Annotated in this window: 12 protein-coding genes and 1 pseudogene; all 13 read right to left on the reverse strand. The window is 57.5% G+C overall.

Annotation, left to right across the window (positions count from 1 at the left end; translation table 11 throughout):
• Positions 1 to 439 (reverse strand): annotated as a pseudogene (gene mhpE, locus GCT19_RS06595) (4-hydroxy-2-oxovalerate aldolase); the annotation flags it as partial.
• Between the two features lie 19 nt (positions 440 to 458).
• Positions 459 to 1400, reverse strand: coding sequence for an acetaldehyde dehydrogenase (acetylating) (locus GCT19_RS06600; RefSeq protein WP_018434438.1), 942 nt, complete (start codon positions 1398 to 1400; stop codon positions 459 to 461).
• A 20-nt stretch (positions 1401 to 1420) separates the two neighbouring features.
• On the reverse strand, positions 1421 to 2209 hold the full coding sequence (mhpD, locus tag GCT19_RS06605) for a 2-keto-4-pentenoate hydratase (RefSeq protein WP_408582374.1): 789 nt from the start codon (positions 2207 to 2209) through the stop codon (positions 1421 to 1423).
• Positions 2210 to 2232: 23 nt separating this feature from the next.
• Positions 2233 to 3177, reverse strand: coding sequence for a 3-carboxyethylcatechol 2,3-dioxygenase (locus GCT19_RS06610; protein ID WP_152851425.1), 945 nt, complete (start codon positions 3175 to 3177; stop codon positions 2233 to 2235).
• Between the two features lie 13 nt (positions 3178 to 3190).
• Complete coding sequence (locus tag GCT19_RS06615; RefSeq protein ID WP_152851426.1) at positions 3191 to 3634, reverse strand: lipocalin-like domain-containing protein; 444 nt, start codon at positions 3632 to 3634, stop codon at positions 3191 to 3193.
• 21 nt (positions 3635 to 3655) lie between these two features.
• Positions 3656 to 4501: an alpha/beta fold hydrolase gene (locus GCT19_RS06620; RefSeq protein WP_152851427.1), complete on the reverse strand. Its 846-nt coding sequence runs from the start codon at positions 4499 to 4501 to the stop codon at positions 3656 to 3658.
• Positions 4502 to 5455, reverse strand: coding sequence for a VOC family protein (locus GCT19_RS06625; RefSeq protein ID WP_184128260.1), 954 nt, complete (start codon positions 5453 to 5455; stop codon positions 4502 to 4504).
• A 14-nt stretch (positions 5456 to 5469) separates the two neighbouring features.
• Entirely contained in the window at positions 5470 to 6912 is a 1443-nt protein-coding gene (gene iaaH, locus GCT19_RS06630; protein ID WP_152851428.1) for an indoleacetamide hydrolase, read from the reverse strand.
• 22 nt (positions 6913 to 6934) lie between these two features.
• Entirely contained in the window at positions 6935 to 7678 is a 744-nt protein-coding gene (locus GCT19_RS06635; RefSeq protein WP_018434431.1) for an aspartate/glutamate racemase family protein, read from the reverse strand.
• A 56-nt stretch (positions 7679 to 7734) separates the two neighbouring features.
• Entirely contained in the window at positions 7735 to 9063 is a 1329-nt protein-coding gene (locus tag GCT19_RS06640; protein ID WP_152851429.1) for a M20 family metallopeptidase, read from the reverse strand.
• A gap of 11 nt (positions 9064 to 9074) precedes the next feature.
• Positions 9075 to 10103, reverse strand: a complete 1029-nt coding sequence (locus GCT19_RS06645; RefSeq protein WP_152851430.1) for an FAD-binding oxidoreductase — start codon at positions 10101 to 10103, stop codon at positions 9075 to 9077.
• A gap of 70 nt (positions 10104 to 10173) precedes the next feature.
• Positions 10174 to 11580, reverse strand: a complete 1407-nt coding sequence (locus tag GCT19_RS06650) for an amidase (RefSeq protein WP_152851431.1) — start codon at positions 11578 to 11580, stop codon at positions 10174 to 10176.
• A 209-nt stretch (positions 11581 to 11789) separates the two neighbouring features.
• Positions 11790 to 13151, reverse strand: coding sequence for a Rieske 2Fe-2S domain-containing protein (locus GCT19_RS06655; protein WP_152851432.1), 1362 nt, complete (start codon positions 13149 to 13151; stop codon positions 11790 to 11792).
• Positions 13152 to 13379: the final 228 nt, after the last annotated feature.

The raw sequence follows: 13379 nt of genomic DNA on the forward strand, positions 1-13379 counted from the left end.
CCGGCGTGGTCATGTGGCTCATCATCAGGAAGCCGACGGTGTCCATGCCGAGTTCGCGCGCGTATTCGATGTGCTGCTTCGAAATGTCCGCTTCCGTGCAGTGCGTCGCCACGCGGACCACGCGTGCACCCGCGTTATACGCAGCCTTCAGGTCGTGAATCGTGCCAATGCCGGGCAGCAGCAGTGTCGCGATCTTCGCGTGCTCGACCACGTCGGCGACCGCTTCGATCCATTCGAGGTCGCTATGCGCGCCGAAGCCATAATTGAAGCTCGAACCTTGCAGTCCGTCGCCGTGCGCCACTTCAATCGAATCGACTTTCGCCTTGTCCAATGCGCGTGCGATGTCCTGCACGTTCTGGATCGAGTACTGATGACGAATGGCGTGACTGCCGTCGCGCAGCGTCACGTCGGAGATATAGAGTTTCTTACCGTTGCTCATGTTCTTTATCCTTTACCGCTTATGCCACAGCGACCATGCGTTCAGCCATACGCTCTGCCGTAGCGAGGGCTGCGCTGGTCATGATGTCCAGATTGCCTGCATATGCGGGCAGATAGTGGGCCGCCCCCTCGACTTCGATAAAGATCGAGGTCTTCAGGCCGCTGAACTTGCCGAGACCCGGCACGTTAATGGGCGCCGATTCCGGAATCACATCGAACTGCACCTTCTGCTTCAGACGGTATCCCGGCACATAAGCATTCACAGCCTTCGCCATCTCATCGATCGACGCCTCGATCTTCGCCTGATCTGCGAGATCCGAGAGCGTGTACACCGTATCGCGCATCATCACCGGAGGTTCAGCCGGGTTCAGAACGATGATCGCCTTACCCTTCGCGGCGCCGCCGACGGCTTCGATCGCCTTCGACGTCGTTTCAGTGAACTCGTCGATGTTCGCGCGCGTGCCCGGACCGGCCGATTTGCTGCTGATGGACGCGACGATTTCGCCATAGTGGACCTTGGTCACGCGGGACACGGCAGCCACCATCGGGATCGTTGCCTGTCCACCGCACGTGACCATGTTGACGTTCGGCGCATCGATTTGCGCATCGAGGTTCACCACGGGCACGCAGTACGGACCAATCGCAGCCGGCGTCAAATCGATGACGCGAATGTTCGGTTTGTGCTGACGCAGCAATGCGTCGTTCTTGATATGTGCACCCGCCGACGTGGCATCGAACACGACGTCAATGTTTTTGAAAACCGGCAGGTTCACCAGACCCTGGGCACCTTCGTGGGTCACTGCGACACCCAGACGCGCGGCGCGGGCCAAGCCGTCCGAATTCGGGTCGATGCCAACCATCGCCCCCATTTCCAGATGCTTGCCGTGCCGCATGATCTTGATCATGAGGTCCGTGCCGATATTGCCCGAGCCGATAATCGCGGCCTTGAGTTTTGCCGTCATGTGTACGTTCCTGAAATGCGTTATTCGAAGCGAGCCCGGACATTGCCCAAGCCCGAGATACTCACGGTGTATGTATCCGGCTCCGTGACGGCGGCCATGGGGCCCAAGGCTCCGGTCAACACGATGTCGCCCGCCTTCAGCGGTGTACCGAGTTGGGCCATGCGATCGGCCAGCCATACGGCAGCGTTCAGCGGATTGCCTAGGCAAGCAGACCCGGAACCCTGCGATACCGATACGCCGTCGCCACGCACCATCGTCATCGTCGCTGCACACAGGTCTACGTTGGCCAGTGAGACCGGACGTGAACCCAGAACAAAGGCTGCCGACGAGGCGTTATCTGCGACGGTGTCGACGAAGCGGATATCCCAGTTGCGAATACGGCTATCCACGATTTCGATGGCCGCCAGCGCGTAATCGGTTGCCCCGATGATGTCGGCATAGGTATGACGCGTCTGCGTCAGATCGCTCTTGAGCACGAGTGCGATTTCAGCTTCGACTTTCGGCTGAATGAATTTCGAAAGCGGAATTGGCTGAGCATCGCCATAGGACATCGAGGCAAACAGCGCCCCGAAGTCCGGTTGATCCACGCCGAGTTGCTTCTGCACCGCCAGCGACGTGAGGCCAATCTTGCGGCCCACGACGCGCTCACCGGCGGCAATACGGCGATCGACGTTGATCTGCTGAATTTCATAGGCACTTGCGATATCGTCAAGAGCGATTTCTTCCCGCACCGGTTCGATAACCTGACGGGTGACCTCGGCCTGGCTCAGACGCTGTGCAATCGCGTCCATCTTTTCCTTTGACATCATCTCTTTCGTCTCTTTCTTCCGGCTCAGTTCAAAGGTTTTGCGTGCATGCACGCAAAACCGGCAATCCACTCGGGAATCGGCTGATAGAAATCCAACTGCGCTTCATAGGCACCGAATGCCGACAGGGCACCGAACGCTGCGACCCACGTACGGATTTCGTGCGCCGACTTTCCGCCGTCGCGCGTTATCTCCTCGTTGCTCATCCGATCCACGGCCATCAGATCATTTTGCAAGCGGTTGAGGAACGCCAAATCCCACTCGGGATTCAACGCGCGCATGTTCGGTGCGTCTCCGGCAGTGAAAGCTTTGGCCGCGTTGATTACGCGTTCCTGGCGCGCGTTCCGTTGTTCCGGAGTCAGATTGCGTCCCGTGTGGATCAGGCGTTCTGCGATCTCCAGCGACGCCCCCGCCAGCTCGGGAACGGGAGGCTCATGGGAAATGCCGCCCGAACCCAAAATCAACACCCGTTTGCCGGTCTGCTTCAGGAACTCACCGATGGCCTTGCCCAACAGACGCGAACGCTTGAGGGTTGCCATCGGCGGTGCCACGGAATTGATAAACACCGGCACCACGGGATAAGAATCCAGTCCGCCCGTGACCTGTTCGAGCGCTTGCGCCGCACCGTGATCGACAAGCATCCGATACGAAATCGACACGTCCACTTCCGCCGCAAGCACACTATCCGCCATGCGCTTTGCCAGATCCGCATCGATCGGCAATTCGCCCGCAAGGCTCTTGTAGTCCCCAATCGCAGTTGCCGCAGCGCCAATGCAGAACGGCGGCATCATGTCGTAGAAGAAGCCGTTGTAGTGATCAGGAGCAAACACGACGACCAGTTCCGGGTCGAACGCACGTACACGCTCCCGTGAAGCCGCGTTGACCCGTTCGACTTCCATCACCACGTCCGGCGATGGGTCGAAGTAACCGTGAAGCGGTGTATGCGACAGACATTCGAGAAGAATCGGCATTTCCTGGTCCTGCTTAAACGTTGCTCTTGCGCTTGAACACCAAGCGTGCAACACGGGCTTCATCCGTTCCTGCTTCCAGCTTGTGCGTCGTCAGTTGAAGTACATCGCCGTTGAGTTCGGCAAAGCGCTTCTGTTCGCCTCCCACCCAATTCGGGAACAGGCTATGCCGGACCTTGTGCGTCACCACGTTGCCCTGAACTTCGTAATCACCCGCATACGTCAGGTACGTCATGTACGCCTGAGCTTTTTCCGCATCCGACGCATTCCACTGGCCGCCTGTCGTGAATGCTTCGCGGCCCTTCTTGCCGATCGCGCAAAACATGCCGTTCACCCCGTACTCCATGAAGCCTTCCAGTTCCTGGCCCATCGGATAGGTGACCCGGCCATCGTCATAGATTTGCTCCCAACGCTGGACTTCCCAGCGTCCCGCAATGTCCAGATTTTGGATTTCGCTCATAACACTTCTCTCAGTTGCATTTCAATTTGCTGCGATGGCCGAATCGACGAGGAAGTCCACAACCAGCTTCGCGAACGCCTGTGCCTTTTCGATTTGCACCCAATGGCCGCATTCGCCAAACACGTGAAGATCAGCGTGCGGAATGAGGCGCACCATACGCTCCGACCATTCAACCGGAATCACCTGGTCATCACGGCCATGGATCAGAAGCGTCTTGTGTTCGATCGATTTCAGCTTGCCTTCCGGCAGCGCGAGCATTTCCACGCCCTGTTGACGCGGGGCCGGGAATAGCCTGGAGAAACGATCCTGCACGTCCGCACGAATCGATGCCTCATAACGCATACGGACCAGATCGTCATTGATGATCGAATGGTCATATGCAAAGACCTCCATCAGACCGCGCATGGCTTCCAATGAGGGTTCATAGCCCCACACCTTTTCGAGGCCCGCGCTGATCGGCGCCGAGATGCCGGCTGCGCCCATCAGAACCAGGCGGTTGACGCGCTCCGGATGAGCCGTAGCCAGTGCCAGTGCGATAGCCCCGCCGAACGAATTGCCGACCACCGATACCTTGTCGATATTCAGTGCATCGAGAAGATCGATCAGCGATTTGACCCAGGCAGCCGGATCCAGCTTCAGATCCGACGGGCACTTCGTGTAACCGAAGCCGAGCATATCGGCGGCCACGACACGAGCCTTCTGACTCAGCGTCGGGATGATCCCTCGCCAATTAGCCCATGCAGTGACGCCGGGGCCCGATCCGTGAATCAGCAGAATGACATCGCCCTGTCCCTGGTCGTGATAGTTGAGCGTGTAGCCGTCCAATTCGATCTGGTTGGCAATTTCCGGACTAGCGGAGACATTCATTTACTGTTCCTTCTGCGTGTTAGGGAGAACGACAGGCGCACGCATACCTTCGGCAGCCAGCCGTTTGAGAATTTGTCGCGCTTCCTCGCGCTTTTCATCGGGGAGCCATGTGCGGTCATGGCCCCAAAGACTCATACCCTTGAGTTCTTCGACTTCCCAGTCCGGACCCACCGTGCGCGTGGCCCAACCGAGTTCGAACATCCAGCCATCCGGGTTCTTCAGATAGAACGAAGTGGCGTGATCATTGATATGACGACCCAGCGTGACACCGATGGACTCCGGGTTCATCAGCGCCGTATCGTAGGCACGACCCACGTCATCGAAGTCGTTGTATTCGAGCATCAAATGATAAATAGCCGACTTTCCACCGGTATGGGCGATACCAATCGTGTGGTGCCTTGGATTGCAATGGAGGAATTCAACCTTGAACGGCTTGTATGTGTAATCCGTGAGGCTCATGCCCAACACGTTTCGATAGAGATTCGAAGTCTCCTCGAAGTGCTCCGTAATGAACGCCACATGACCCAAGCCCATCTTGCCCATGCGGAATCCACCAATCGGCCGGCCGGGCGCGAATTCCGTATCAGCATCTTTCAAACCGTACGCGATCTCCAGCCGGACACCATCATGGTCGCGGAAGTGAATCATGTCCTGGACGCCTCGGAACTCGATTTCGTCCGGCGTCCCTTGCGTCGTTTTATAGCCGGCCGCTTCGAGAGCAGCCGCGCACGCGATCAATGTCTGCTCGTCAGCGACCTCGAAGCCCATACCCATCGTGGACTCGCCTTCAATAGCGGTGACAACGAAACGTTGAATCTTCTCGTCAGCGCGAAGTCGCATGGTCTTTCCGGCTTCGAGCACGTCCACCTGCAATCCGACATGTGTCGAAGCCTGTTCAGCCCATTCCCGCATACGCGGTGTTTCCACCACGATATAGCTGAGTGCATTGATCAATTTAGACTCCTCTTTTAAGGGCGAACGCGGCCAAAAACACTTTCCAGCAAGATGCCAATCGCTAACATGCGACGATCCGATCCCCGACGGCCATCGAATTCCATGCCTACCGGCATACCCGTACGGGAGCCACGGCCAATCGGTAGGTTGATGCCCGGAAGACCGGCACTCGCCATCGGTTCCGTGTTTTGGATCAGGTGACGGAAGTTCTCTTCTTCGTAGATGCTATCGTTCGCCAGCGGCGCAACACACGCCGTAGTGGGGAACATCATTGCATCCAGAGCGTGGGTGTCGAACATCTCGTTGTACCGCGCGCGCAGCTTGTCGCGTCCGCCGCCCACAGCCTGTGCGGAGTCATAGAGGGGCGCGACGTCGACCAGTTCGCCCTGTGCAACCGGAAACTTGCCGGGCAACACCCAGTTTTCATAAATCCACTTCACATCCGGGCTGTCAATCTTCGATGCGATCTGTTCGATGGTCATCCGATGCCCGTTTTCTTCCAGATATTCCGTCATGCTGGATCGGGACTCTCCGATCACCACCTGGAATCCAACTTCCGCATTCAATGCGGCGAGGCCCGATTCGCCGAGTTCCACGAAAGTGACACCCAGTGCCTTCAACTTTGCCTTTGCCTGCTCCGCGAGCTCTCGCGTGTCCTCGTCCAGATTCAGCCAAAACTCCGCGGGAATTCCGAAGCGAAGCTCATGCAAAGATAGGTTGGGCAGTTCGGTTTCGCCGGTAATCACTTCGTCCAGAAGCGCGACATCGGTCATTGCCAACGCCATCGGCCCCACCGTATCGCGCGATTTCGCAATCGGAATCACGCCCGCGCCGGAATAGCGGTCTTGCGTGGGTCGCAGTGAGGGCACGCCATTGAGCGACGGAGGAATGCGCATGGAGCCGCCCGTATCCGTACCCAAGGCTGCCAGTGCCATACGCGCGCCCAACGCCGTTCCGGAGCCCGAGGAGGAGCCGCCGGCAACGCGAGTGCTGTCGTACGCATTGCGCACGCCGCGATTCGGCCCCGTGTTGAACGCGCCGTTGTACCCCGTCGCCCCGTACGCCAATTCGTGCATATTGGTTTTTCCCAATACGATCGCGCCGGCCGCACGCAGTCGGGCAACCGTGGGAGCATCCGTGGCCGGTACAAATTCTGCAAATGCCGGAGTGCCCGCGGTGCAGCGAATACCTGCACTGTGGATGTTGTCCTTGATAACGATGGGGATGCCGCTCAAGGGGCCCAAACGGGCCCCGCTAGAACGCTGCGCATCGGCTGCAGCCGCAGCCGCCAATGCACCTTCAGCGTCAACGGTAACGAAGGCATTCAGATCCTTACCCTCGTCGATGCGTTCAAGGCAAGCCTGTACCAGTTGCGTACTCGTCATCCGGCCGTCTTTGAAGGCTATCTGAGCTTCCGCGATCGTCAGGTCAGTCACGTTCCGTTTGTTCTCTTGCATTGCCGGACTCCCCTGTGAATACTTAGCCGCCGAACGCAGCGAAGGCCACGTCCTTATTCGTTTCAGGGCTCGGGAACGCAGTCTTGCTGTGGCACAGGCCCAGGTCCAGAAGCATCTCGCAGTACTTGTATGCGACGACACCAGGATTCAGCACAGGCACGTTGAGATTCCTGGCCAGGAACTCGTGAGACTGGTGCATCGTCGTCGAACCGAGAACCAGAACGTCCGCGCCGTCTTCGGCGATCGCCTTCTTGCCCGCCTCCAGCAGAGCGGCGAATACCACGTCTTCCTTGCCTTGAAGGAGTTCCTGCGTATCGGGACGCACACCGATGTCACGAATCGAAGCCAGGCGACCTTCGAGGCCGTATTCTTTGGTCGTCTTCTTGTACAGCGCGTGCCACTGCGGCCACATCGTGAGCACGCTGAATTTATGGCCCAGCGAGCAAGCGAGGTGGAACGACGTAATGGCCGGGGCCATCACCGGGATCGAGAGGCGCGAACGCAGTGCATAGAGGCCGGAATCCGAAACCGTGTTGATACAGACAGCATCGAAGCCTTGTTCTTCAGCCTTGACGCCTGCTTCGATAACGGCCATTTCCATCACAGCCATGTCGAGATACGAATCAGCCAGCGTCATGACTTGACCGGCGCCGACGAACTCCACTTCGATGTCCGGACGCTTCATCGACGGCGGGAGTTGCGACTCCACCAGCGGGCGCGTGGCTTCGCTCATCGGAACCGGGAAAATCATCTTGATACGCTTCATTTCGTCTCCTGTGCTACCTGATTTGACGGGGCTCATTGGGCCCCGGTATCAAAGTCCTAAAGACCCAAATCTTGTCGCGAACGCGTGAGCGTATCGATCACCGCGTAAAGGATCTTTTCGGCGCACGGCATCAGATCGGGCACATAAGTCGCACCCATGCCACCCAATCCTTCGGCAACAGGAAGCGGAGCACCTTGAGCGGGCCACGGCCAGCCAATGCGGGCCGTCGGGATACCGTAGCGACGCAGAGCTGCTCCGTCCGTTTGTCCCGCCAGGTAATCCGGGGTACCGTGGGGGCGCCCCTCGATATGTTCCCAGCCACGCTTGGCCGATTGGATGATCCAGTTATCCGGATCGGTAGTGCCGCCGGGGACCGAACCGTACATTTCCCAGTCGAGTTCGATCTCGGGCTTACGAGCCTTCAGGTCATCGATAAACGCGGCGAATTGCGCCTTCACATCCGCAGGGCTGACGCGGGGGTTCACACGAACATCGAAAAAGATATCGGTTACCGCCGAAGGGAATGCCGGTCGTTCGATCTGGCCGCCACGAACACCCGCAATCCATCCGTGCGGCGCGATCACGCCCGACGTATTACGCTCGGTATAGCCGGGAAGCCAGGCTTGCAACTCCTGAATGACCGTTGCAGCGGGAACCACCGATGAACGGAAACCCGGGACATCATGCGGAATGCCCGCATAGCCCATGGTTCCACGCACACGAATCTTGAACCATGCCATGCCCGGTTCTTCGTGGTAGACCCAGTTCCACGGCTTCATGATGATTGCGAAGTCGGGATACATACCGCGATTCAGCAGTCCCAATACGCCATTGGACATGCCCGAATAGCGCTCCTTGATATCGACAGGCATGCCGCCATCGGCCATACCCAACAACAGATTGCCCTTTAGCGGAATGCCCGCTTCGAGGATCGCCGTGCAAACTTCGGTATGCGTGGCGATCATGCCCTTCGGATTCGAAGCACCAAGGCCAAAGACCCAGTCATCAACCTGCTGAGCGTACGGTTGCACATCGGCTTCTTGACCCTCGCCGGAGAGAATTTCTTCTTCGAGAGTACGGTCCAGATGCGTGTCCAGCGGTGCGTAGAGAAGCAGCGAAGCACCATTACCCTCACCCCGGATTTCGCCCATCACCGAACGACTAGCAGGAGACAGATCATGAGCCTTGGTTTTGAGGCCGATCGTTTCCATGTGATGCTGCAGATACAACGCAGCGTCCTTGGTCGCGCCCGTAGGGCTATGGATGTTGGTCAGTTCAAACAGGAGCTTTTGAAGACGCTTCGGGTTCAGACTCGCCTTCGCCTTCTCGTACCATTCGGCCTGCTGTGCCGAGAACGGCACCTGTTTCGTGCGTTTGAATTCCATGTCCGCGCTCCTTAGTTCGATGCGACAAATTGTTCGGCGAAGATGTTTTCTGGCTTCATGCCCAATTCGATCAGGCGCGTGGTCGCCGCATCAATCATCGGTTGCGGGCCGCACAGATAGGCAACCGAATTCGGATCCTTGACGTCGTCTTCCTTGAGGGCCGCGACCGGCGATCCCAAGTGCAGGCCGTCACCTTCCTGTGCGCCGCGGTCCACGCAGATGCGCGCTTCGAGCTTCGGGAGCCACTGTTGCCGAAGTTGAATATCGTCCAGCGAGAACAGCACTTCGGGCACAGCGCAACCGAAATTGAGCAGCATCGGTGGGCGTGCACTCGACTTGCGAATCGTGTCGATCATCGAGAGCATCGGAGCCAAACCCGTACCACCGGCCACGAAAATATGTGGAGCACGTTTCGACTCTTCACGCAGGAAGAACGCGCCATAGGGGCCCTTCAGCTGCAGAACCTGGTCGACCTGAATCTGCGTTTCCAGGAAGGAGGACATCGCGCCATTGCGCAGCAGACGGATCAGGAACTCCATTTTCGGAAGATCTGCCGCATTGGAGGATGGCGAGTAGGAGCGCAGAACGCCCAGGCCCGGAACCGTGATCTGGAAGAACTGACCCGGACGGAATTCCGCCCACGAACCTTCCGCGAGTTCCAGCGTGAGCTTGACGACGTTCGCAGCAATTCGCTCAACGCTGTTGACGAACGCATTGAGTTCCTGTGCGACCGATGACCCTACTTCGCTACCGTAAGCCACCGAAAACGTAGCGTCCGATTCGGCTTGGGTCACGCACAGAAGACGGCTACCGGATGCGAATTCGCTAGCCAGCAGCGTCGAACTTGCGCCCGGGATATTGCTTGCCTGACCCTCCTCCAGCTTGCAGGTGCAACTGGCACACGCGCCCGCGCGGCACTGATACAGCACGGGAACTTCCGCTTTGATAGCGGCATCCAGAACATTTTCGTTATGGTCAGCCGCGAAGGTTCGGCTCACGCCATCCGCAAAATTGATCGTAATCTGATGCGCTTGATTCATGACGATTCAAATACTATAGAGAGTCTGTCTTTATTCAGGGCGACTGAAACCGTTCCTCAGCAGATCACGGTCATTTAAAATTTGTCGGTGCCTGACGGTGCCAATCGGTCACTTTTTGAATAGCCATCCCGGCGCGGGCCACTGTCACCTCGCCATATTTGCGCCCAATGAATTGGCCACCAATGGGCATACCGTTTTCAGTAAAGCCGATCGGAAGTGCCATCGCAGGGTGACCACTGACATTGAATGGAGCCGTGAATTGAATCAGGCGTCGATTGGCTTCAGGATCTCCTGCCAAGTCAGCCAACCGCTCGAAAGTTGGAGCCGCATAGGGTTGCACCGGAGCCAAAATCAGATCCACTTCGCACAAGAGCGCGTCCATAGCTCCGTTAAAGCGGCGAGCTTCCAAAAGAATCCGTTGATAGTCCATTGCGGAGAGTTCGCGACCTTGATCAATCAGGCGACTCAAGGCAGGACCGTATTCCGATGCACGAACCGGATAGGTCGATTCGTGCGCCACCGCGGTCTGAACACCGCAATGGAGTTCCCAGTTTCTGCTGACATCGCGGGTATCCGGAACTTTGACACTGATGACCAAGCCGCCCGCGTCGATAATCATTGCGATGACGGTCTCGAGTTGACGATGGATAACCGGATCGACCCCTTCACTGATCCAGGACTCATCGACACCGATACGCAAGCCCTTGAAGTTCTCTTCGATCGGCGGGACGTTCAGCCCCAGATGAGGGAGCGACGTCGAATCCTTCGTGTCGTGTCCTGTTACAGCGGCGAGCAAAATCAGCGCATCACAAGCGGAACGCGCAATGGGTCCGACATGATCCAGCGATGAAGCCAGTTCAAATGCACCGAAACGGCTCACGCGACCCCACGTGGGCTTGATACCCGTCAACCCGTTTGCCGCCGCGGGAAATCGAATGGAACCCCCAGTGTCGGTTCCCAGAGAGCCATAGCAAAGTCGAGCAGCGGTCGCCACGCCACAGCCCGTGGAGGAAGCCCCCGCCCAGTGACCCGCACCCCACGGATTAACGGCATCCGGAATGGAGGGGTGATTGATGGCAAAAGCGCCTTCCGTCATCTGCAGCTTACCCAGCATCACAGCGCCGGCGTCATGCATCAACTGCACCGCGGTCGCGTTCTGCATGGGGATCCTTTGCCCGTGGATCGGCATACCGCCCGAAGTGATGATGCCAGCAGTATCGAACAGATCTTTATAGGCCAGAGGAATGCCGTGGATCGGCGAACGGATTTGACCACGCATCAATTCCTCTTCAGCCTCCTTCGCCTGCTGAAGCGCGAGATCCGGAGTAACCCGCGCATAACTGTGCAGAGTCCCGTCAAGGGCCTCGATGCGTTTCAACTGCGCCTGGGTAACTTCTACGGGACTGACTTTTCGACTGCGAATCAACAGCGACAGGTCGTGTAATTCAAGATTATGCAAATCGCTGGGCAGGCTCATAACACGGACTCTAGTTCGGATCTAATGCGTTATGCAGGTAGGTAGGTTCCGCTACCGATCGCAAGCTTAGATATTGAATAATTAAGACTGGCGCACTCAAAGCTCAGAGGTTCATTTCGGAGAAACTCACTGACCAAGCCTGAGGCGCCGGGGTATTACAAGCATTGCAGGACCGGGGAGTCCCACTCTAAAAGGAATCCCTGACCGATTTAGAACCAGACCTGATCGACAAAGTACGCCGGACGCTTTCCATCCGCCGTATCCTTGAAGCGCGTGCTGTGGGTCTTCACCGCACCGTAGACACCCTTGCCCGGCTTCGCGATGCCACGATTGTGGCGCGACGCGAGCTTGCGCCATGTGACCGGCGAAATATCGGTCGAGACCAACTGCTCGTTGTCCCAACCCGTGCCGTCAGCGTAGAAGTGCTGCATTGCTTCGCGAGCGTAGAGATCGCAGTCGTTGAAGCCGTGCAGGCACAGTTCCTTGTAAACGCGGTCGAAACGGTACTTGTACCTTTTGCGGTCTTCTTCAGTCGGGCAGATCTTGACCAGCACTTCCCAGTACTCGTGCGTGTCGTCCGTGATCGGAACGTACCATTCATACTGGACCACGTGCTCTTCCGGCCAATTTTCGACCATCAGTACGCCGGGGAGAACGACCGAGGTACGGTAGAAGCGACCCTTCAGGTTGTCGATCTTGAGGCCCAGTTCCTTGTTCTCCAGGACCGGCGCCCACTTTTCCGTGAAGAGCCATTGCATCATGCCCTTCGGACCCGTTTCGTCTTCAACGACCTGAATGCAGTCGTCGGTGACCGGAAGGATACCGAGCGGGAGCACCCAATCATTCACGTGGACAATCGAATTGTCCTTGTGAACCAGGATGTGAGCGTTATCGAAACCATTTTCGCAAGCAATACGCCAGTTGCCGAAGCCCGTGCGGTGCATGCCGTGCGCAACTGCGTCCTTGTCGAGAATCGACGGGGTATCCGGCCACAGCGGGTGCGGGAAGCGCTCGTTGTTCTCCGGGAAGCGGAACGGCAGGTCGTCCGACAGCGGCGGAACGTCTTCGAGCGGGAAGTCGTCTTCGCGAACGAACACGAACACCATGCCGGCGACTTCTTCAACAGGGTACGTGGTGATGCCGGTCGTGCCGATCAGTTTGTCGTCCGGGTTCGCAACGATGGTCGAGAGTTTGCCGTCGTCCAGATTGAACGTGAAGCCGTGGTACCAGCACGTGATGGTTTCCTTGTTGAAGCACATCGGCTTCTCGGAGAGACGAATACCACGGTGCACACACTGATCCTTGACGGCGAAAACCTTTCCGTTGACGCGACGCAGTACGATAGGAACCCCAGCGATTTGAATGCCCTTCACGCTCGGCACGAGATCTTCGTCGCTGTCGCCTTCGACTTCCACGAGTTCTTTGCTGAACACCGCCGGGTACCAGTGGTTGATGAAACCCCAAGCTGCATCCTTGTACGGCTGATACTGGCTCTGCGATTTCGCATCGTTGTAGCGCGAATCGCTGATACCGTGTTGAACGACACGGCGGCGAACAACCTGTTCTGTCATTTAAGTCTCCGAAACTTAGAGGGACGATCTCTACGGGGTATTGTCAGCACGGGCATTCTTTCGCGCCCGTTCATTGGTTGAACCATTCTCGAAAGACTGACCGTACGGATAGGTTATCGGGATGCCCGTTTCCAGGCACTCCGAGAACTACAGGACTATCCAAAGACCACAAGAAATAAGGGGCGGGGTTTCCCTAATTGGAAGACCACCGCCCCTCTATTCCTTCTC

The organism is Paraburkholderia atlantica, from assembly GCF_009362785.1.
Lineage (GTDB): Bacteria > Pseudomonadota > Gammaproteobacteria > Burkholderiales > Burkholderiaceae > Paraburkholderia > Paraburkholderia atlantica.

What these genes read in the sequence shown, in the direction of transcription:
- GCT19_RS06600 (WP_018434438.1), bottom strand. Translation starts at nt 1,400, where the DNA reads ATGACGGCAAAACTCAAGGCCGCGATTATCGGCTCGGGCAATATCGGC.
- mhpD (WP_408582374.1), bottom strand. Translation starts at nt 2,209, where the DNA reads ATGATGTCAAAGGAAAAGATGGACGCGATTGCACAGCGTCTGAGCCAG.
- GCT19_RS06610 (WP_152851425.1), bottom strand. Translation starts at nt 3,177, where the DNA reads ATGCCGATTCTTCTCGAATGTCTGTCGCATACACCGCTTCACGGTTAC.
- GCT19_RS06615 (WP_152851426.1), bottom strand. Translation starts at nt 3,634, where the DNA reads ATGAGCGAAATCCAAAATCTGGACATTGCGGGACGCTGGGAAGTCCAG.
- GCT19_RS06620 (WP_152851427.1), bottom strand. Translation starts at nt 4,501, where the DNA reads ATGAATGTCTCCGCTAGTCCGGAAATTGCCAACCAGATCGAATTGGAC.
- iaaH (WP_152851428.1), bottom strand. Translation starts at nt 6,912, where the DNA reads ATGCAAGAGAACAAACGGAACGTGACTGACCTGACGATCGCGGAAGCT.
- GCT19_RS06635 (WP_018434431.1), bottom strand. Translation starts at nt 7,678, where the DNA reads ATGAAGCGTATCAAGATGATTTTCCCGGTTCCGATGAGCGAAGCCACG.
- GCT19_RS06640 (WP_152851429.1), bottom strand. Translation starts at nt 9,063, where the DNA reads ATGGAATTCAAACGCACGAAACAGGTGCCGTTCTCGGCACAGCAGGCC.
- GCT19_RS06645 (WP_152851430.1), bottom strand. Translation starts at nt 10,103, where the DNA reads ATGAATCAAGCGCATCAGATTACGATCAATTTTGCGGATGGCGTGAGC.
- GCT19_RS06650 (WP_152851431.1), bottom strand. Translation starts at nt 11,580, where the DNA reads ATGAGCCTGCCCAGCGATTTGCATAATCTTGAATTACACGACCTGTCG.
- GCT19_RS06655 (WP_152851432.1), bottom strand. Translation starts at nt 13,151, where the DNA reads ATGACAGAACAGGTTGTTCGCCGCCGTGTCGTTCAACACGGTATCAGC.